Genomic DNA, 21,629 nt, shown 5'->3' with positions numbered 1-21,629 from the left:
TCCAGTGGGGCACAGGGCCGTTTTAATCTTTCAGCAGAGAATCCAGCGTAACCGCCTTCGGCTTCACCAGCCAGAAACGCGCCACTACCCCGGCGAAGTTCTCCAGCATCCAGCGCCCGCGCGCACTATTGGTGTGCAGTACATGGGTTTCGATGCGTTGCCTGAGGAAATGGCGGTAATCCGCGGTCGGCTCGGTATTGATGCGGTGTATGTCGATCAACTCGTTGTTGTAACGGTGCATGAACCCGTCGCTGGCATCGTAGACCAGGGCGAAACCGCCGGTCATGCCTGCGCCGAAGTTAAGGCCGGTATCGCCCAGCACCAGCACACATCCGCCGGTCATGTATTCGCAGCAGTGATCGCCCACACCTTCCACCACGGCGTTGGCACCGGAATTGCGGACCGCGAAACGCTCGCCGGCCATGCCGGCAGCGTACAGCTCGCCGCCAGTGGCACCGTACAGGCAGGTATTGCCGATGATGACGGCGTCGTGGGCGACGAAGCCGGAGCCGTGCGGTGGCTGGATGGCAATGCGTCCACCCGCCATGCCCTTGCCTACATAGTCGTTGGCGTCGCCTTCCAGCAGCAGCTGCAAGCCCCGGTGGTTCCACACGCCGAAGCTCTGCCCGGCCGAACCTTTGAGCTTGAGCGTCAGACAGCCCTCGGGCAGTCCTGCCGCGCCGTGGGCACGGGCGATTTCGCCGGACAGGCGCGCGCCGATGGAGCGGTTGACATTGCGCACCGCATATTCCAGCGTGGTCGGGGTCCGGGTAAGGATGCACGCTGTCGCATCCTTGACCATTTGCTCGGCCAGCTCGCCCTTGTCGAACGACGGGTTGGACGGCTGCACGCAGAAGCGCGGTTCGCTGTCCGGGATGCTGCCCTGGCTGAGCAGGGTTTGCAGATTGAGCCTGCCCTGGCGCGCAGTGTCGCCTTGCGAGAGCTTGAGCAGATCGTTGCGGCCGATCAGCTCTTCGATGCTGCGCACACCCAGCCTGGCCATCCACTCGCGCGTTTCCTGGGCGACAAAGGTGAAGAAATTGACCACCATTTCGGGCAGGCCGACAAAGTGCTGCTTGCGCAGGCGCTCGTCCTGGGTGGCGACACCGGTGGCGCAGTTGTTGAGGTGGCAGATGCGCAGATATTTGCAGCCCAGTGCAATCATCGGTGCGGTGCCGAAACCAAACGACTCGGCGCCGAGAATGGCGGCTTTCACCACATCGTAGCCGGTTTTCAGGCCGCCGTCGGTCTGCACCCGCACGCGCCCGCGCAGGCCGTTGGCACGCAGCACCTGTTGCGCTTCGGTCAGCCCGAGTTCCCACGGTGTGCCGGCGTATTTCACGCTGGTCAGCGGGGAGGCGCCGGTGCCGCCATCATAGCCGGAAATGGTAATGAGGTCGGCGTAAGCCTTGGCCACGCCGGCGGCGACTGTGCCGACGCCGGGTTCGGCCACCAGCTTCACCGACACCAGCGCCTGCGGGTTGACCTGCTTCAGGTCGAAAATCAGCTGCGCCAGGTCCTCGATGGAATAAATGTCATGGTGCGGCGGTGGCGAAATCAGTGAAATGCCGGGCTTGGCGCAGCGCAGCCGGGCAATCATTTCGGACACCTTGTGGCCGGGCAGCTGACCGCCCTCGCCGGGCTTGGCACCCTGGGCAATCTTGATCTGCAATACCTCGGCGTTGACCAGGTAATGCGGAGTCACGCCGAAGCGGCCGGATGCCACCTGCTTGATCTTGGATGTTTTCAGCGTGCCGTAGCGTACCGGATCTTCGCCGCCTTCGCCGGAGTTGGAACGCCCGCCGATGCGGTTCATGCCCTGCGCCAGCGCTTCGTGCGCCTCGGGAGAGAGCGCGCCGAGCGACATGCCGGCGGAGTCGAAACGCTTGAGGATTTTTTCCACCGGCTCGACTTCATCCAGCGGAATGGGCTGTATGTCTTCACGCAACCCCATCAGGTCGCGCAGCATGGCGACCTGGCGGCCGTTTACCAGCGCAGCGTATTCCTTGTATTTCTGGTAATCGCCGGACTTCACTGCACTTTGCAACTGCATCACCACGTCCGGGTTGTAGGCGTGGAACTCCTCGCCGAAGATGAACTTAAGCAGGCCGCCCGGGCCGATCGGGCGCATCGGGTTGAAGGCGAGACGCGCGAGTTTTTTCTGGTCTTCCTCGAAGTCCTCGAAATTGGCGCCGGAAATGCGCGACACCGTGTCTTTCAGGCACAGATCAACGACTTCCTCGTGGATGCCGACACCCTCGAACAACTGCGCGCCGCGATAGCTCGCCACGGTGGAAATGCCCATCTTGGACAGCACCTTGAGCAGGCCCTTGTCGGTACCCTTGCGGTAGTTGGCCAGCGCCTTGGCGGGCGGCAGCGCGATTTCTCCGCTTTTCACCATCTCCAGAATGGCCTGGTAGGCCAGATAGGGGTACACCGCGGTGGCGCCGTAACCGATCAGGCAGGCGATCTGGTGCGGGTCGCGCGCAGCGCCGGTTTCCGCCACGATGTTGCAATCGCAGCGCAAGCCTGCACCGATCAGCGCGTGATGCACCGCACCTACTGCAAACAGTGCATGGATCGGCAGCAGGGTTCTGCCAATCCTGCGGTCGGACAGCACCACAATGACGTTGCCCGCCTGCACCGCTGCAATCGCGTCGGCGGCGAGCTTTTCCAGCGCGGCCTTGAGGCTGGTCTGCGCCGGATCGTAGCTCAGCTCCAGCGTGATGGACCGGTATGCCGGGTCGGTGAGCGTTGTGAGGTGGGTGAAGGCGTCATGCGACAGCACCGGCGACGCCACTTCCAGGCGGTATGCATGCTGTGGCGTTTCCTCAAACAGGTTGCGCTCGGGGCCGAAGCAGGTGTTGAGCGACATCACAATCGCCTCGCGGATCGGGTCGATCGGCGGGTTGGTGACCTGGGCGAACTGCTGGCGCAGGTAGTCAAACGGCGAACGCACTTTCTGCGACAGCACGGCCATTGGCGTGTCGTCGCCCATCGAGCCGACCGCTTCCTGGCCGTCCTCGGCCAGCACGCGCAGAATCTGGTCGCGTTCCTCGAAACTGACATTGAACAGCTTCTGGTACACCGCCAGGCTGGGGCTGTCCATGACCGGGCAGTTGGCGTCCTGCTCCAGGCCCAGCTCCAGGTGCCGGGCGTTTTTCAGCCATTCGCGGTACGGGTGGGCGGACTTGAGTTCGGCCTCGATATCCTCAGGCAGCAGGATGCGGCCGGTTTCCAGGTCGGCGGCAATCATCTGGCCAGGCTTGATACGGCCTTTCTGTATCACATCTTCCGGCGCGTAGTTCCACACGCCGATTTCCGAAGCGATGGTGAAGTGACGGTCTTTGGTGACCACATAGCGCGCCGGGCGCAGGCCGTTGCGGTCGAGCAGGCAGGCACCGTAGCGGCCGTCGGTCAGCACCACGCCGGCGGGGCCGTCCCACGGTTCCATGTGCATGGAGTTGTATTCGTAAAAGGCGCGCAGGTCGGCGTCCATCGAAGGCACGTTCTGCCATGCCGGCGGAATCAGCATGCGCAGCGAGCGGAACAGTCCCGCGCCGCCCATCACCAGACCTTCCAGCATGTTGTCCATGCTGTACGAATCGGAGCCGTTACTGGCGACGATGGGGCGCACGTCATCCATATTCGGGATCAGCGCTGTGGCGAACTTGCGCTCGCGCGCCAGCGACCAGTTGCGGTTACCCTGCACGGTGTTGATCTCGCCATTGTGAGCGAGGTAGCGGAACGGCTGCGCCAGACGCCATTCCGGCCAGGTGTTGGTGGAGAAGCGCTGGTGGTACACCGCCAGCGAAGAAGTAAAGCGCTCGTCGCTGAGATCCTGGTAGAACACCGGCAGCGCGGCGGGCATCACCAGGCCCTTGTACAGAATCACTTTGCCGGACAAGGTGGGGATATAGAATGTCTTGTCGCCGGCCAGTGCTTTTTCGGTGCGGCGGCGTGCGATGTAGAGTTTGCGCTCAAAGGTTTCTGCATCCAGCGAATCCGGGCAGTTGACGAACACCTGCTCGAAATGCGGCAGCGTCGCGAGCGCGTATTCACCGCACACGGAAACGTCCACGGGCAGCTGGCGGTAGCCCGCCACGCTCAATCCCTGGCCTTGCATCTCGCGGGTGAGGGTGTCGCGCGCGGCGGCGGCAAGGGCTGCATCCTGATTCAGGAACACCAGGCCGGCAGCGTAGTGCTTCGCCAGATCGAAGCCGCATTCGGTCGCAACTGCGCGCAAAAATGCATCCGGTTTCTTGAACAGCAGACCGCAGCCGTCACCGGATTTGCCATCCGCTGCCACCGCGCCGCGATGGGTCAGGCAGGCCAGCGATGAAATTGCCGTCTGCACCAGCCAGTGGCTGGGCTGGTCATCCAGCTGAGCCATCAGGCCGAAGCCGCAACTGTCCTGTTCAAAATCGGGGCGGTAGAGGGTACCCTCCAGCCAGCTTTGTCTGTCCATTGGCGATAACTCGAAATCTAGAGCGAAATAGTCCAATTCTACTCGCCCGTCAGGTATCAGGCAACGCTAATATTCACGCGTGTTCAGGGGGATTTGGCATTCACTGGCTGGCCCAAGACAGGCCTGACTGAAATGCGTCGGAATGGCGCCGCAACAGAGCACATTTATTTGCCATTGAAGTAGGCCTAAACTTCGTCCAGCAGTTCAATCCAGTGCCGAACCGGCGTGGCGGTACCGGATTGCAAATGCGTCAGGCAGCCGATATTGGCAGTTGCAATCACTTCGGGCTGGCGCGCCTGCAAATGGCCAAGTTTACGCTCGCGCAGCTGATTGGAAATTTCTGGTTGCAAGATCGAATAGGTGCCGGCCGAACCGCAGCACAGGTTGGACTCGCTGACCGGTACCACCTCAAACCCGGCCACGCTGAGCAGGGCTTCCACCACGCCGGTGATTTTTTGGCCGTGCTGCAGCGTGCACGGGGCATGGAAGGCGACGCGCGCGCGTGGCTTGGGAAGCGGCGCAAACTGGCTTTTGAGCACCTCCGCCTCGGCCAGCACGATTTCGCTGAGATCGCGCGTCAAGGCCGACACCCGCGCTGCTTTGGCGGCATAGGCTGGGTCGTGCTGCAGATAATGCCCATATTCTTTGACTGTGACACCGCAGCCGGAGGCGGTCATCACGATGGCTTCTGCCCCCGCCTCGATATGCGGCCACCAGGCGTCGATATTGCGGCGCATGTAATCCAGTCCTTCGCCTTGGGCGTTGAGGTGGTAACTGACCGCACCGCAGCATCCGGCTTTATCCGCTGCAAGCAGGGTGATGCCGATCTTGTCCAGCAGCCGTGCCGCCGCTGCGTTGATGTTGGGCGCCAGCGCCGCTTGCACGCAGCCTTCCAGAACCAGCATGCGGCGCGCATGGCGTGCGCGCGGGCGGGGGGTGGCGGCCTGCTTGCCGGGTAGCTTGGTTTTGAGACTGGCGGGCAGCAATGGCCGGGCAGCGCGTGCCAGCGCAAGCAGGCTGGAAAACAGCGCCGGATGCGGCAGAACCTGGCGCAGGGCATAGCGTTGCATGGCTGCCAGCGGGTTGCGCGGAACCTGTTTTTCGATCAGGTCACGGCCAATATCCAGCAGTTTCGAGTATTCCACCCCGGACGGGCAGGTGGTTTCGCAGTTGCGGCAGGTAAGGCAGCGATCCAGGTGCAGCTGGGTTTTTTCTGACACCTCGCCGCTTTCCAGATACTGCTTCATCAGGTAAATACGCCCGCGCGGCGAATCCAGCTCGTCGCCGAGGAGTTGATAAGTGGGACAGGTGGCGAGGCAAAAGCCGCAATGCACGCAGCTGCGCAGGATGCGTTCCGCCTCAATGCCCTCGGGCGTAGTGCGGATGAAATCGGCGAGCCGGGTTTGCATGGTCAGAACTCCGCGTAGAGCCGCCCGCGGTTGAAAATTCCGTGCGGGTCGAAGTGTTGTTTCAGACGCTGGTGCAGCGCCAGCATTGCCTTGGGCAGTGGCTGAAATACGCCGGCAGATTTGTCTGCCGCACGAAACAGCGTGGCATGGCCGCCCGCCCGGGCTGCGCCGCTACGGATCTGCCCGGGCGGGGCGTCGGACTTGAGCCAGCGCTGTGCCCCGCCCCAGGTGACGGCCTGTTTGCCGGGCAGTGCAATGGGTGGGGTGGTGGCGGGCACTGACAGCCGCCACAGCGGCATATCGCCCGCAAACAGCGCGGCAGTCTGTTCGCGCGCCGCCAGCCAGAAGGCAGCACCGTGCGGGTTCACTTCACCGCCCAGTTTTACTTGTGCAGCATGGATTCCCGCGGCGCTCCCTTCCAGCCGCAGCATCATCACGCCGCCTACCCAGGCGGCGGCGGAGATCGGCAGCGCCTGGCCAGCGAGCTGGTTCATGCGGGCGATGGCGCTGCCCTGATCCAGTTCGAATTGCAGCGTGATCTCATTGGCCGGGCGTGGCAGCACTTTGAGCGAGGCTTGCAGGATTACTCCCAGCGTACCCAGCGCGCCCGCCATCAGGCGCGACACGTCATAACCGGCGACGTTCTTGATGACTTTGCCGCCGAAGTTGAGCACGTCGCCGCGGCCATCCAGCAGCTGCACGCCGAGCAGCGCGTCGCGCGCGCTGCCGGCGTGGGCGCGGCGCGGCCCGGAGAAGCCACACGCCAGGGTGCCGCCGAGCGTGGCATGTGCGCCGTAATGCGGCGGCTCGAATGACAGCATCTGCCCGTTGGCGGCGAGCAGGGCTTCGATTTCGGCCAGCGGTGTGCCTGCCTTTGCAGTCAACACCAGTTCGACCGGTTCGTATTCGACGACACCGCGGTGCATTGAAATATCGAGCAGCTCGCCCAGCGGCGCGTTGCCGTACCAGTCCTTGCTGCCGCCGGCGCGAATTTGCAGTGGCGCCTGTGCGGCGATGGCGGTGTGCACCTTGTCAATGATTGCTTGCATCAGGCACCTGTCAAAATCGCGGCAATTCAGGATGCGGCAGTTGCCCGCCGTGCACGTGCATCGCGCCCAGTTCGGCGCAGCGGTGCAGGCTGGGCACGGCCTTGCCCGGGTTCAATAATCCCTGCGGGTCGAACGCGGCCTTGACCGCGTGGAAAGCCTGCAATTCGAGCGGGCGGAACTGTACGCACATCTGGTCGATTTTTTCCACGCCGACACCGTGTTCGCCGGTAATGGTGCCGCCATGGGCGACGCACAGCTCGAGGATTTTTGCGCCGAAGGCTTCGGTTTTTTCCAGCTCGCCGGGGGTGCTGGCATCGTAGAGGATGAGCGGGTGCAGGTTGCCGTCGCCGGCGTGAAACACGTTGGCGACACGCAGTCCGTATTGCGCGGACAGATCGGCAATGCCGCCCAGCACGGCAGGCAAGGCGCGGCGCGGGATGGTGCCGTCCATGCAGTAGTAGTCCGGCGACATGCGCCCCACGGCAGGGAAGGCGTTTTTGCGCCCGGCCCAGAATTTGAGGCGCTCGGCCTCGTTATTGGCGGTGCGGATTTCGGTCGCGCCGCTGGCGGCGAGGATGTCGTGCACGCGCAGCACAGCGTCAGATACTTCCTCGTTGGTGCCGTCCACTTCCACCAGCAGAATGGCTGCGGCGTCAAGCGGATAGCCGGCATGGACGAAAGCTTCCGCCGCCGCGATCGCGGGTTTGTCCATCATCTCCAGACCGGCCGGCAGGATTCCCCCGGCGATGATGGCGCTCACCGCTGCACCCGCCGTCTCGACCTGGTCAAAAGCCGCCAGCACTACTTGCGCGCGTTCCGGTTTGGCCAGCAGCTTGACGGTGACTTCGGTGATGACGGCGAGCATGCCTTCCGAGCCGTGCATCAGCGCCAGCAGGTCGTAGCCGGGGCTGTCCAGCGCCTCGCTGCCGATCTCCAGCGCCTCGCCGTCCATGGTCACCGCTCGTACACGCATGACGTTGTTCACAGTGAGGCCGTATTTCAGGCAATGCACGCCGCCGGAGTTTTCCGCCACGTTGCCGCCGATGGAGCAGGCAATCTGCGAGGACGGGTCAGGCGCGTAGTAGAGGCCGTACGGCGCTGCGGCTTCGGAGATGGCGAGATTGCGCACGCCGGGCTGCACGCGCGCTGTGCGCGCCAGCGGGTCCAGACGCAGGATTCTGTTGAATTTGGCCAGCCCCAGCAGCACGGCGTCTTCACGCGGCAGTGCGCCGCCGGACAGGCCGGTTCCTGCGCCGCGCGCGATGACGGGTACCCGGGCAGCATGGCACAGCCGCAAAATGGCGATGACCTGGGCTTCGGTGTCGGGCAACACCACGACGCCAGGCTGGCATCGATACGCAGACAGGCCATCGGATGCATAGGGCGCCACATCCTCGCGTACGGTCAGCACGGCGGAGGCGGGAAGCAAGGCTTGCAAGTCGCGGATAACAGAAGCGGCGATCATGGTTGTCCTGTGTGGATTAAACCTAAAAAACTTGGTTCTAAACCACGGAGGGCACGGAGGAAGGCAATCTTGAGGATTTTAGGGTCTCACCCAACGGGTGAAAGCCAGACGATCAGCAATCCGTTGTTTTTACGCCGTGTCCTCCGTGAACTCCGTGGTTAACCGCTTTTTCCAAGTTGAATGGGGAATTCTACTGCCCTTGACCCTCCGTTGCCATGCGCTTTTGCGCAGTCAGGCGCAGCCAGGCCTGGGTCAATGCGTGTTCGTCGCCCACATTGCCAGGGAAGATCACTACCGGAATCCCGGGGAAAGGATGGTCGGCGGGGGTCAGCACCACGCTGCAGCCGGGCAGAATCTGGCCCACCAGCCGCGCGGTGGGCAGCGCCAGCCCCTTGCTCAGCATGTCGTTGGAGGTGATGCCGCCCTTGCTGATGATGAAGCCGATGGTGGCGGGCAGGCCGCGCACCACGTCCATCAGAAAGCCGGAAACGTGTTCGCCGAATGCCAGGCGTGTTGCCTGGTCGGGAAACTGGCGCTCCACCCGGCTGGTGAACACCACTGGCGTCAAACCATGCTGATGGGCCTGGGCAACCTGCGCCAGCACCTCCCGCAGCAGTGCCGGGCTCTGCTCCGGCATCCGGCTGACGTCCACTTCCACGGCCACGATGCCTTCCTGCTGCAGCAGGATTGCAAGCTGTTCGGTGGTCTTCTTGACATGCGAACCGACCACGACCACGCCGGGACGGCCGTCCTTGACATAGCGCTGCATGTCCTCGGCCGGCACCGGTTGCGGCGGCAGTCTGGCCAGCGCGGTGAGCAGACTGGCGGCGCTGCGGAACAGGAAGCGCTTGCCCTGGCTGGCGGCCTGTTCGAGATCGTCGGCGAAGCGGTTGAGGTCGGTCTGGTTTTCCGCGTCCACCACGCAGCAGGCATTCCCTTGCAGCGCCATCAATCGGTCCAGCGTACCGGCGCGGATAGCGCTGAGGGTGAAGCGCACCACCGTATTAGCCTTGATCCTGCCCTGGGTTTTTTCTTCGACATAATCGGGTAGAAAACTGTGGCGGTAGCCGAACACGGAATCGCGCGCGAATTCGGTTTCGTGCACCGGCACGGCCTTGCCGCCCACCTTGAGGTAATGCACGCTGTCCACGGTGAAGCGCCCGCCTTCGAAAAAGGCCGGTATCAGAAAATGGGCGTCGAACGGGCCCAGCTGTTCTGCCATCACGTCGGTTTCCACCGGGTAATGGCCGCGCAGGGTCGAGTCGGAGCGGCTGACGAACAGCGCCGGCCGATCAAATCCGGCCATCGCCAGTTTCAGGTTATGGCACGCCGCGCGTGTCACCTGCGCAGCCTCAACGGCGCCCATGCCGCGGGTGTTGGTGAGCACGAACATTAGCGGCGAGGCGTCCGCCAGCCCCTGCTTTAGCGTCCCGACATCCCAGCGGGTGAGCAGCAGGCAGCCGTGCACCGTCTGCGAGCCGGTGGGGTCGTCGTCCAGAACTATGATTTTTGGCGGCATTTTATTTAAACCTGAAAGCAGCAGCTAAACCACGGAGAACACGGAGTTCACGGAGAAAACCAAGCTTATTTCCTTTCAATATCTTCTCAATATCTTTGCCCGTTCAGTGAAAGCGCGTATTTGCATAACCGATGGAATTGCTCCGTGTTCCCAGTGCGCTGCGTGGTTAATCGCTGGTCCTGTGGTGCAAGCTTGTTAAACTTCAAGCAAAGCCAGTGCGCGCTGTTCCAGCGTCCTGGCGTTCATGCCGTTGAGGTCGAACAGCTGTCCCGCGCTGGCGGTGGTTTCGCCGCGCTGCCAGCAGAAGGTTTCACGACGTGCTGCACGTGTTCTAAGCAGTACCGGCTCCAGCATTGCAGATGGCCCGCCGGTGACCGCAATCAACGCGTCGCCGTGGAACAGGGCATCGAAATGCGCGTCGCTCATGAATTTGCCGTCGGGCTGCGCCACCGTGTTCCAGGAAACGTCCGTTGGGCGGTACAGGCGACGCGGATTGACCACGGAGACGATGCGCACGCCGACACCTTGCCTGGTCAGCGCTTCAGCCGCCTCGAACACCGGCAGCAGCACCATGTCGCCGGTCACCGCGAACACCACCTTGCCCTTGCCATCCTTGTCCAGCAGGGTAAGCGCACCTTCCTCGATCGCGGTGCGGCTTTGCGCCAGCGTGGTGCGTACCGGCAGCGGCGTCTTCGAGGCAGTGATCACGATACCCTTGTTGTGGGTTTTCAGCGCCCAGTCGTAAGCCGCCTGAATCGAGTTGGCGTCGGTCGGGAACAGCGGGAACACATTGCCGTTGCGCATCATGGCGGCGAAATAGGCCTCGACCTCAGGGCGCTGGTGGGTCCAGCCGTTACGTCCCTGCTCCAGCGCACCGGCGGTGAACAGCGTTACCGTGCTGGGTGTTTTGCGACGCAGTTCGGCCATCGCCTGGATCACCGTCTGCCAGATCGGCAGACCATTGATGACGAAGGATTCATACGAGCACCACAGCGACCTGCCGCCGAACAGCGACACCGCAGCCGCCAAGCCGGCGCAGGCGTCCTCGCTGAGCGGTTCGTAAACCTGGCCGTGAGGGCCCTGAAAGTACAGCTCGTCCACTGTGGGGTGGCGGATGGTCAGCGCCTTGTTGATGTTGGCCATGGCCGAGGCTTCGTTGCCGTCGGCATTGGTGACGATGAAGCGCGGATCGCGCTTGCCCACCGCGGCGACCACCTCACCAAACGCAGTGGTGGGCACCTTGTTTTCCTTGCCCGGTTCGAATTCGGTCAGCGGCAGCTCGCCGAGGTCGGGCAGCTCCAGCTCGAATTCCGTCACCACGGTTTTCACCGCCGGGCCGCCGCCGGCATGGCGGAAATTCTCACGCACCAGCTGCCAGGCTGCGGTCGACAGCGCGCGGCGCTGCAGGCCGGCCTTGACATCCTCGCTCTCCAGGGTGTGATGGGCATAGAGGTTGTGCGACTTGGAACCGGTGGCATGCACTCCGGTGCCTTTCAGCTGCTTGAGGATCAGCACCGACAGCTCGCCGTTGAGCGCGTTCTGGGCGGCGGCGTGGCTGGCCTTCAGCACCGCTCCGGTAAATGTCACGCGCTGCTGCCACGAGAACAGGGAGCTGTCGACATAGGCGCCATCCTGGTTCTGATCGTCGAATTCCCTGGCGTCCACCAGATACACATGCTTGAAGCCGTGCGCCTTCCAGTAGGCCGTCATGCGGGCATTGTCCCAGGTCGAGACCATGCTGTGATGCTCCTGGGAGTAGCCGTTCCACACCAGGATCGGCAGGAAGTTGGTGACTTTGGGGTAGGCGGTGTTGAAATGCACCATGGCGCTCATGATGTAGGGTTCACCCAGACCACCGTCGCCGATGGTGACCGGGAACAATTTGCCGGGGTGGAGCAGGGCGCCGGCCATGGCGAAGTGCTGGCCCTGGCCCAGTGGGCCGGCGGGTGCCAGCAGGCCGGGAATGGCACCGGAGAGGTGGCCCAACAGGCCGTGGCTTTCGCGGAAGCGGTCGCGCATTTGCTGCACCGTGGCGATGCCCATCTCCTCGAGCGAGGTGTCGAGGAACATGGCGCTATAGAAACCCGGCGCGTGGTGGCCCACTTCGGTAACGATATTGGTGTGTCCCAGCATCACCATGGAAGCATAGGCTTCCGCGCTGCTGGCGAAGCCGCCGGGATGGCCCGAGGATTTGGCGCCGGTCACCTGTAATGTGAGATAACGCAGGGCATCCGCCACCAGCAGCGTCTGATAGGCCGCCCTGGCATCGCCGCCATCAGTCACGCCATGAACTTTGTCAGACAGACACGGCGCATCGCCCATCTGTTCGAAATCCGGCATGGATTCCGCGAAATATTGAATTCCCTGGCAAAACGCCGGGGTTGTTTGAGGCTCGATCAGTTTTTTTTCCGCGTTCATTTTCTTCTCCAGGAAATTCGGAAACTGCTACAACGACAGAACCTGTCCATCGTCCTAAATTTCATATTGTGAAATTACAATTCGCTTTATGGAAAATACTAACAAAGCCCCTGCATAATTGCAATGCGTTGCAGCGGGTTTGGTCAGGCGACGCGGTTCTGCGGTGCGCCGCGCAGGTAAGCTTCGATGTTGTCGATGAGCTGGTCGGCCAGCGTTTGCATTGCCGCGCGGCCCGACCAGGCGATGTGCGGAGTCAGGATGAAGTTGGGTGAATCCAGGTCCAGCAACGGGTTGCCTTCCTGCGGCGGCTCTTTGCCCAGCACGTCGAAGCCCGCGCCGCCGATTCGCCCTGTGCGCAGTGCGTCGAGCAGCGCTGATTCATCCACCAGGCCGCCGCGCGCGGTGTTAATGAGTAGTGCATTGGGTTTCATCAGTCCGAATTCTGTGGTGCTGATCAAGTGGCGGGTTTGCGGGTTGAGCGGCACGTGCAGCGAGATGACGTCGCTTCCCCGAAGTGTGCTATCGAAGGCGGTATAGCCGGGACGTACCGTCGCCGCCCCCTTGTGCTCGGCGATCAGGACTTTCATGCCGAACGCCAGGGCGAGCCGTTCCACCGCCTGGCCGATCGCACCATGGCCGATTAATCCCAGAGTGCTGCCATGCAGGTCGCGCACCGGGTGGGTGAACAGGCAGAATTGGTCGGCGCGCTGCCATGCGCCATTACGCAGGTCATCGCGGAACGCCAGCAAATTGCGGCGCAATGCCAGCATCAGCATGAATACATGTTCCGGAACAGTGTGCACTGAGTAGTTGCGGATGTTGGACACCACGATGTTGCGCGCGCGGCAACAGGCGATGTCCACGTTGTCGGTCCCGGTGGCGGCAACTGCGACCATCTTCAGCCCAGGTAATTGCTCCAGCGTTTCGCGGTGCAGCGCGACCTTGTTGGTGATCGCGATGGAGGCATCGATAAGCCGCGGCAGAACCTGATCCGGTGCGGTTGCCGGATAGTCCTCCCAGCGGTGGGGAAAAGCCGGGCGGCGGATGGCGGCGACGATGCTGTCAGAATCGAGAAAAACGATTTTTTCCATTGGGGATCGTCCTAGTCGCCACCCATGCCGGACATGCGTTCCAGCACCTTGACCAGCGCAGCGGAATCCAGGTCGGCAGCGCCGCTGCCCATCAGGGCGTTGAGGTGCTGGGTGACCAGGGCGGCAGCGGGGAGGGCCACGCCCAACTGATGCGCAGTCTCCATGACAATGCGCATATCCTTCTGGTGCAGGCCGACCTTGAAGCCGGGCTTGAAATCGTTGTCCAGGATGCGCTTGCCGTGCACTTCCATAATCTTGCTGCCGGCAAAGCCGCCCATCAGCGCTTCGCGTACCTTGGCCGGGTCGGCGCCGTTGCGGCGGGCAAAGGTCAGGGCTTCGGCCACTGCTTCGATGGTCACCGCCACCACGATCTGGTTGCAGGCCTTGGCCACCTGGCCGGCGCCGCTGTCACCGACGTGGACGATGTTCTTGCCCATGCATTCGAACAGCGGCCTGACGCGTTCGAATACCTCCGGCTTGCCGCCCACCATGATCGACAGGGTGGCATTGATCGCCCCGGTTTCACCGCCGGAAACCGGGGCGTCCAGCATCTCGATGCCTTGCGCCGCCAGCCGTGCTGCGAACGTCCTGGTGGCAGTAGGCGAGATGGTGCTCATGTCCACCACCACGGTGCCCGGACGGGCGCCATGCACCACGCCCTGTGCGCCGAACAGCACGGCTTCCACGTCGGGCGTGTCGGACACTATCGTGAAGATGATGTCGGCTTGGGCCGCGACTTCAGCTGGTGAAGCACAGCCCGTAGCCCCTGCCGCGGTCAACCTTTGCAGGGCTTGCGCGCGGCGCGCAAACGCGCGCAGTGGATGGCCGCCTTTGATCAGGTTAATTGCCATCGGACAGCCCATGATGCCTGGGCCTATGAAACCGACAGTGATAGACATGCTGTCTCCTCGATCAGATTTTCAAATAAAAATATTTTTTTAGAATTGATCAACCAGCCATAGACTAAATGGCAGCGTGAACCAGAACAGCAGCGTACTCCATCCCACCAGCAGCGCTCCCGCTTCGGTGTCCAGGTGGAAGCGGTCGGTGAGGATCAATATGGTCAGCATGGTGGGCATGCTGGTCTCGATTATCGCGGCATATTGCGGTTCGTTCGCCGGCGCAAACAGCAGCTTCGCGGTGATCCATGCCAGCAAGGGCATCAACAGCAGCTTCACTGCAGCCGTCGCCAGGATAACGCCGTTCGGCCTCAGTTTGCGCCAGGGGATGGACAGGCCGAGCACGAACATCATGATCGGTATGGTCGCCTCGCCGATCATCCGCGCAGCATGAACCAGTGGTTCGAAGGCCAGACCGGCGATATGCAGCGTGGCGCCGATGATGAATGCCCAGATGGGCGGCATTCCCAGCATCACGCGCCAGATGGGTTGGCGCCCGAGGGCGGCTTCTGGCGGCCCGAGCCGGGTACAAATCCACACCCCCAGGCTCCACACCAGCGGCATGGTCATCAGCATGTCATGGAACGCCGGATAGCGGGCTGCCTGCGGGCCGTAAAGGAAGCTCAGCACCGGCATGCCGATGAAGAAAGTATTGCCGAACATGCCCCCCACCACCAGCGCTGCGCGGGTGCCGTTGTGCAAATTGCGTCCTACCGGCGAGTGATAAAGTAAGAGATACAGCACCACAGCGGCCAGCAAAGAGCCGATCCCGCCCAGCAGCGGTACCAGCAGCAGCCCCGGTGTAATCGGTGTGGTGGCTGCAATGGAAAGCAGGATGGCAGGAAAAAACAGATTGAGCACCAGCCGGTTGAGCTGGATACGCAGGGTTTTGCTGGGGATTTCCTGAAAGTAGCTTGGCCATATTGCGCCCGCGCCCACCAGGATGGCGATCGGCAGCATCACCTCGATCATCAATTTGGCCAGATGATTCAGATCCATGTTTTCGTAAAACCCGGGTATGAATAGGCATGCACGTGAGCGGGCATCGGCGCAACGCGGTCATCAGCCGTACCTGGCCTGTTAACCCCGTCAGGCGCGGAGGTCATGGTTTCAATGTGGTGGAGAATGAGCGCTTGCGTTCATCCCAGCGTCGGCATCACCAAGGTCGAGGCGCTATGCTCCGACTGTTCCGGCCAGCGGCTGGTGATGGCCTTGGTGCGGGTGTAGAAGTACACGCCTTCCATGCCGTGCATGTGCAGGTCGCCGAACAGCGACGCCTTCCAGCCGCCGAAGGAAAAGAACGCCATCGGCACCGGGATCGGCACGTTGATGCCGACCATGCCGACTTCGATCTCGTGCTGGAAACGGCGCGCTGCCGCGCCGGAGCGGGTGAAAATGGCGGTACCGTTGGCGTAGGGGTTGTTGTTGACCAGATTGATGGCTGCATCGAAAGTCGCAACGCGCAGCACGATCAGCACCGGGCCGAAGATTTCCTCGCGGTAGATGGTCATCTCGGTGGAGACGTTGTCGAACAGGGTTGGCCCGACAAAGAAGCCGTTCTCAAAGTCGGGCACCCGGATGCCGCGCCCGTCCGTCACCAGCGTGGCGCCTTGTGCCACACCGCTATCGATGAGGCCGACGATCTTGTCGCGGTGTTGCGCAGAAATCACCGGGCCCATTTCGACGCCCTTGCGGCTGCCCGGACCGACCACCAGCTGCTCGGCCTTTTCCTTGAGCTTGGCCACCAGCGCGTCGGCGACATCGCCTACCGCCACTACGGTGGAGATCGCCATGCAGCGCTCGCCGGCGGAGCCGTAGGCGGCGCCCATGATGGCGTCGGCGGTGAAGTCCAGCGCAGCATCGGGCAACACCACGGCGTGGTTCTTGGCGCCCCCCAGGGCCTGCACGCGCTTGCCGTGGCGCGCCGCAGTTTCGTAGATGTACTGCGCCACCGGTGTCGAGCCGACGAAAGACACGGCGCGCACGTCGGGATGGGTGAGCAGGGCGTCCACCGCTTCCTTGTCGCCGGGCACCACGTTGAACACGCCGTCGGGCAATCCTGCCTCCTTGAACAGTTCCGCCATGCGCAGGCTGCACGAGGGCACTTTTTCCGAGGGTTTGAGCACGAAGGTATTGCCGCAGGCGATGGCGAGCGGGAACATCCACATCGGCACCATCGCCGGGAAGTTGAACGGCGTGATGCCGGCGCAGACGCCGATCGGCTGCAGCATGGAATGGCAATCCACACCACGGCCGACATTCTCGGCGTGCTCGCCCTTGAGCAGATGCGGGGCGCCGACAGCGAACTCCACCACTTCGATGCCGCGCTGTACCGAACCGGCAGCATCCTCCAGGGTCTTGCCGTGCTCTTCACTGGCGATCTGTGCCAGTTCGGCGCGATGGATTTCGAGCAGATCGCGGAACTTGTTCAGGATGCGGCTGCGGCGCAGCGGCGTGGTTTCGCGCCAGGCCTGGAAGGCTGCCCTGGCGGCCTCCACCGCATTTATTACATCGTCGCGACTGGCCAGTGGCACCCGCCGGATCACCTCGCCGGTTGCCGGGTTGGTCACGTCGGCCACGCGGCTGCTGCGGCTTTCGGTGCGCTGGCCATTGACCCAGAGCGGAAGAACTGGTTTTGACATGATTTGACTCCTGGTTGCATTGATACTGCAGGGAAATGAACCCGGTTCGTCACGATTGGGCAATGACGATATATTGGCAGTGGGTTTCGCGGATAGTCAGTGCGCCGACCAGGCCGACCACGGCAAACGCCAGCATGATGCCCAGCCCGGTCTGGTAATTATGTTCCGAATAGACCCGGGCGCCGGCCTGCATCCGCCCGTTCCAGCCCTGATCCATGACCCAGCCTACCAGCGGCTGCAGTACTGCAGCACCCAGGAAGGCGCCGGTGTTAATGACGCTGGTTGCCATCCCGGACAGGGCGGGTGGATTGACTTCCTTGACACAGGCCCAGCTAAGTGTGAAACCGGCAGCGCTGAGTCCCATGACGGCAAACAGCAGATAATTCTGGCCGGACGACAGGTGCCAGCCGAATACGATGGGTAGCCAGCACAGCACATATACCGTCAGACCGCTGACGATCACCGGCAGGCGTTTTCCGATCCGATCGGACAGCGTGCCTAACAGCATCGCGCCCACAGCGAAACACAGCAACAGCAACATGGTGTGATTGGAGGCGGTCGTGCGTTCCATCCCATAGACATCATGCAGGTAAGGTATGGCCCACAGCCCGGCAAAGGCGAACAGGCTGCCACCGATGCCGAGATTGGGCCAGAAACCGGGCCACGTGGCACGATTCTTCATGACTTTGAGCAGGCCGTCGTACCAGTGCCCATGATGGTGCGGATGCGCCTCCTTGCCCTCCAGTTCGCGCATGGTCGGCAGGCCCGCTTCGCCGGGATGGCTGCGCACCATAAACCACACCAGTACTGCCAGTACCAGAGAGAATGCGCCGACGGCGACAAATACATTGCGCCACGAGGTCTGCGAGACGATCCAGACCAGCGGCGTGGCAGCCAACATCGAGCCAAGGTTGCCAAGCAGCAGCGACATGCCGCCAATGGTGCCGAAATGGCGGTCATGAAACCATACTGCATTCAGCTTCATTAGCGAGATGAACATGGCAGCGACACCGCAACCCACCAGCAAGCGTCCCAGGGTTGCGAGGGCCAGCGTATCGGATACGCCAAAAAGCAGGGACCCCAGCCCGGATATCAATGCACCAAAAGCGACGACTTTCCGTACGCCCATGGTATCGGCCATGACGCCGACCGGAATTTGCATCACGGTATGCGCATAAAAATACGCAGCGGCCAAACTGCCCAGCGCCGCGCCGCTGGTGTGGAAGGATTGCTGCAAGTTATTTGCGATGGCAGCTGGTGCCAGGCGATGAAAGAACGCCAATATATAGCCGATCACCACCAGGGTATAACTGGTCCAGCGCAGACGGCGCATGCGGGTGTGGACATGCCTGGTCATGGCAGCGCCAGATAAAGTGGCTTGCGCAAGTCGATCCAGGGATCAGGCCGCTGTTCTATGGATGTCTTAGCCATGCAATGACTTCACCTGCATTTTTGTCCGGCGGGAAAACAGGGTAGAACACCTTGACGATTACTCCGCCTGCAATAATCCACGTCAATCTTTTAAGCAGGGTCATGGCGCCGACTTCGAAAGTGGGCAATTCCAGGGCACGCACCAATATCATGCCGGCATCGCTCAGCAGCGCGTAGGGAAGACGCAGCCTCTCAACCACTTCACGTTGATATTCCATGGTTTGTGTACTGAGGCCATAGACGTCTACGCCCAAGTCACGCAGTTCCTGATAATGGTCGCGGAAGGCGCAGGATTGGGGGGTGCAACCGCGCGCCCCCGGGATTTCATCCCAGCCGTGGGGCAAACTCAGGTCGGGCCGTCCGGTCAGCGGATAGCAGTAGATGACGGTTGTGCGGGGGAGCGCCGACACATCCACGGACTGTCCCGATGTGGCCTGCAGCTTTAGCGCCGGAACGCGCTTTCCCAAAAGGCGGCCACCCGCCCCGTCGTCTATGGGCACGGGCAGGCCTTCTGGCAAGGTATTCAGATCGGCCATATCAGATACGTGTGGTGAATGAATTAATGCGCCGCACCCAGGTAGGCTGCCTTTACTGCAGGGTCATTCTTCAGTTGCTCGGCCGGCCCGTGACAGGAAATCCGCCCGTTTTCCATGACATAGCCGTAGTCGGCGACATTCAGCGCGGCCGCGGCGAACTGTTCGACCAGCAGCATGGTGATGCCGCGCGACTTCAACTCGCGGATGATGCGGAACACTTCTTTCACCAGCAAGGGAGCCAGGCCCATTGAGGGTTCGTCCAGCAGCAGCACCTCGGGGTTGAGCATCAGCGCCCGTCCCATGGCCAGCATTTGCTGCTCGCCGCCGGAAAGCGTACCGGCCAGCTGCTCGCGCCGTTCCTGGAGGCGTGGAAACAGGTCGAATACCCGGTCGAGGTCGCCTTGCACATTGCCGCGTTCGCGCCCGAAGGTAAGCCGTGGGAAAGCGCCCAGGAACAGGTTGTCGGTCACCGACAGGGTAGAGAACACGCGCCGGCCTTCCGGCGAGTGAGCCAGGCCGGTACGGGCGATTTTGTGCGAAGCCATGCCGGTGATGTTCTTGCCGTTAAGGCGAATCTCCCCACCAGCCGGCTTGATCATGCCGGATACTGCACGCATGGTGGTGGTTTTGCCGGCGCCGTTGGAGCCGATCAGGGTGACGACTTTGCCCTGCGGCACGTCGATGGAAATGCCGTGCAGCACTTCAACCTTGCCATACGCGGCATGCAAATTTTTTATCTGTAACATATTTTGGACCTCTTAGGCTGCATCGGCGTTGCCGCCAAGGTAGGCTTCAATCACCTTGGTGTCGGACTGTACTTCGGCGGGTTTGCCTTCTGCGATCTTCTGGCCGAAATCCAGCACCGACACGGTGTCTGAAATACTCATCACCACGTCCATGTGGTGTTCGATGAGAATGACGGTGATGCCATGGTCGCGGATCTTCTGGATCATGCCGACCAGCTCCTTGATGTCCGGGGCGGTCAGGCCGGCTGCCGGCTCATCAAGCAATAGCAGGCTCGGATTCAGCCCCAGGGCACGGGCGATCTCCAGCAGGCGCTGCTTGCCATAGGGCAGGTTGCGCGCTTCCTCGTTGGCCAGGTCGGCCAGGCCGACGAACTGCAGCAGGCTGGCAGCACGTATGCGTGCCTCGCGTTTCTCCTTGAGGCAGCGCCGGGTGTGGAAAATGACGTCAAGCGTATTGCTGCGGTAGGTATGGTGCAGCCCTACCAGCACGTTTTCAATCGCGGTCATTTCTCCGAACAGTTGCACATTCTGAAAAGTGCGCGCGATCCCCTCGCCAGCGATGGATGAGGGTGCGGAGCCGGAAATGATCTTGCCGTTGAATTCGATCTCGCCTTCGGTTGGCTTGTAGATGCCGGTGAGCACGTTCATCAAGGTGCTCTTGCCCGAGCCGTTGGGGCCGATCAGGCCGTGCACGGTACCTTTGGCGATATCCAGTTGCACCTTGTTGAGCGCTTTCAGGCCGCCGAATTGCATCACGACATCGCGCGCTTCCAGCAGATTGCCATTGGCGGTGACGGCACGATCCGGCACCGACCAGACATGCTGGGAGTCACCCTGGGCGGTGATGATTTCATGGCGATGTATCCACTGCGGCCGGTATTTCTGCACAATGCCGCGCAAGAAACCCATGATGCCGTCCGGCAGGTAATAAATCACAAACAGTATCATCGCGCCGAATATCGTCAGCCGGTAATCGGTGATGTTGTGAATCCAGTAACCGAAGACGGCGAGCCCCACGGTAAACAGGAGCGGAATGGCAACCTGGCGCGGGGTGCGCTTTTTGGCGAATACCGCGTAAAACGAATAGAGCACTCCCAGTACGGCAATGCCGAGCGCGATCTTGCGGAACAGGTCGATATCCGACAGTACGTTGGGCAGCATGACGATGATGATGGCTCCCAGGATCGGGCCTGAGCGGGTCTTGCGCCCGCCCATGATCAGCGCCAACAGGAACAGGATGGTCAGCTCGAAGTTGTAGGTGTTGGGTGAAATATATTCTTCGGAATAGGTGAACAGGCTGCCCGCCAGGCCTGCCAGGGCGGCGCTGAAGATAAAGGCGTAGACCTTGTAGGCATACACGCTCACCCCCATGCAGTCGGATGCCACCGGGCTGTCACGCAGGGCTTCGAAGGCGCGCCCGAGGTAGGATTTGACCACGCGATGCACCACCACGATGGTCAGTAGCAGCGCCACCAGTACGATGTAGTAGTAGTCGGTGCCGGTGACTTGATGACCGAAAAATATCGGTTTGCGCAGCGAAATGCCGAGCGGGCCGTTGGTGAGAAAGTCCATCTCGTTGATCAGGATCTGAATGATGGTGCCGAACGCCAGGGTCACCATGGCCAGGTAGGGGCCGGTTACACGCAACGCAGGCAGGGCCAGGATGGCGCCGAACACGGCGGTGATGACGATGCTCGCCGGCACCGCGAGCAGGAATGGCATGCCGAGCTGAAAGTTGAGCACGCCGGCGGTGTAGGAGCCGATCCCGAATAGCGCCGCATGGCCGAGCGAGACTTCGCCGACATAACCCACCACGATGTCGAGGCCGAGCAGCAGGATCGAGTAGATGCCGATGATCACCATCAGGTGGATGTAGTAGGGGTTCGACCAGACCAGGGGTAGCGCTGCCAGCGCGGCCAGGGCCAGAATCAGGGAGGTTTTCTTGAGGGTGCCCAT

At 62.0% G+C, this 21,629-nt stretch carries 14 protein-coding genes; all 14 read right to left on the bottom strand.

Annotated features, from left to right (window positions below; genetic code table 11):
- Positions 1-22: 22 nt before the first annotated feature.
- The 14 genes from gltB to GZH91_RS16460 all read right to left on the bottom strand — a co-directional run bounded on the left by gltB (position 23) and on the right by GZH91_RS16460 (position 21,629).
- The gene (gltB, locus tag GZH91_RS16525; protein ID WP_147070940.1) at positions 23-4,468 is read right to left on the bottom strand and encodes a glutamate synthase large subunit; all 4,446 of its coding nucleotides are present in this window, start codon (positions 4,466-4,468) and stop codon (positions 23-25) included.
- Positions 4,469-4,653: 185 nt separating this feature from the next.
- Positions 4,654-5,877 (bottom strand): glycolate oxidase subunit GlcF, encoded by a 1,224-nt coding sequence (gene glcF / locus GZH91_RS16520; RefSeq protein ID WP_147070938.1) that lies wholly within the window; start codon positions 5,875-5,877, stop codon positions 4,654-4,656.
- A 2-nt stretch (positions 5,878-5,879) separates the two neighbouring features.
- Entirely contained in the window at positions 5,880-6,926 is a 1,047-nt protein-coding gene (gene glcE, locus GZH91_RS16515) for a glycolate oxidase subunit GlcE (protein ID WP_147070936.1), read from the bottom strand.
- 10 nt (positions 6,927-6,936) lie between these two features.
- Entirely contained in the window at positions 6,937-8,391 is a 1,455-nt protein-coding gene (locus tag GZH91_RS16510; protein WP_147070934.1) for an FAD-linked oxidase C-terminal domain-containing protein, read from the bottom strand.
- Positions 8,392-8,581: 190 nt separating this feature from the next.
- Complete coding sequence (locus GZH91_RS16505; protein ID WP_147070932.1) at positions 8,582-9,910, bottom strand: four-carbon acid sugar kinase family protein; 1,329 nt, start codon at positions 9,908-9,910, stop codon at positions 8,582-8,584.
- Positions 9,911-10,105: 195 nt separating this feature from the next.
- Positions 10,106-12,328: a phosphoketolase family protein gene (locus GZH91_RS16500; RefSeq protein ID WP_147070930.1), complete on the bottom strand. Its 2,223-nt coding sequence runs from the start codon at positions 12,326-12,328 to the stop codon at positions 10,106-10,108.
- Positions 12,329-12,471: 143 nt separating this feature from the next.
- Complete coding sequence (locus GZH91_RS16495) at positions 12,472-13,419, bottom strand: D-2-hydroxyacid dehydrogenase (protein WP_147070928.1); 948 nt, start codon at positions 13,417-13,419, stop codon at positions 12,472-12,474.
- 11 nt (positions 13,420-13,430) lie between these two features.
- On the bottom strand, positions 13,431-14,318 hold the full coding sequence (locus tag GZH91_RS16490) for a 2-hydroxy-3-oxopropionate reductase (RefSeq protein ID WP_174861824.1): 888 nt from the start codon (positions 14,316-14,318) through the stop codon (positions 13,431-13,433).
- A gap of 39 nt (positions 14,319-14,357) precedes the next feature.
- Complete coding sequence (locus tag GZH91_RS16485; protein WP_223264480.1) at positions 14,358-15,317, bottom strand: AEC family transporter; 960 nt, start codon at positions 15,315-15,317, stop codon at positions 14,358-14,360.
- 140 nt (positions 15,318-15,457) lie between these two features.
- The gene (locus GZH91_RS16480) at positions 15,458-16,960 is read right to left on the bottom strand and encodes a CoA-acylating methylmalonate-semialdehyde dehydrogenase (protein WP_147070925.1); all 1,503 of its coding nucleotides are present in this window, start codon (positions 16,958-16,960) and stop codon (positions 15,458-15,460) included.
- Between the two features lie 49 nt (positions 16,961-17,009).
- The gene (locus tag GZH91_RS16475; RefSeq protein ID WP_147070923.1) at positions 17,010-18,317 is read right to left on the bottom strand and encodes an MFS transporter; all 1,308 of its coding nucleotides are present in this window, start codon (positions 18,315-18,317) and stop codon (positions 17,010-17,012) included.
- A gap of 55 nt (positions 18,318-18,372) precedes the next feature.
- Entirely contained in the window at positions 18,373-18,927 is a 555-nt protein-coding gene (locus GZH91_RS16470; protein WP_147070921.1) for a peroxiredoxin, read from the bottom strand.
- Between the two features lie 23 nt (positions 18,928-18,950).
- A complete protein-coding gene (locus tag GZH91_RS16465; RefSeq protein ID WP_147070919.1) occupies positions 18,951-19,673 on the bottom strand; it encodes an ABC transporter ATP-binding protein in 723 nt (240 codons plus the stop codon).
- 12 nt (positions 19,674-19,685) lie between these two features.
- The gene (locus GZH91_RS16460) at positions 19,686-21,629 is read right to left on the bottom strand and encodes a branched-chain amino acid ABC transporter ATP-binding protein/permease (RefSeq protein WP_147070916.1); all 1,944 of its coding nucleotides are present in this window, start codon (positions 21,627-21,629) and stop codon (positions 19,686-19,688) included.

Source organism: Sulfuriferula plumbiphila, from assembly GCF_009938015.1.
Taxonomy (GTDB): Bacteria; Pseudomonadota; Gammaproteobacteria; order Burkholderiales; family Sulfuriferulaceae; genus Sulfuriferula; species Sulfuriferula plumbiphila.
The sequence above is the reverse complement of the archived record's forward strand: the minus strand, read 5'-3'. Positions and strand labels throughout refer to the sequence as shown.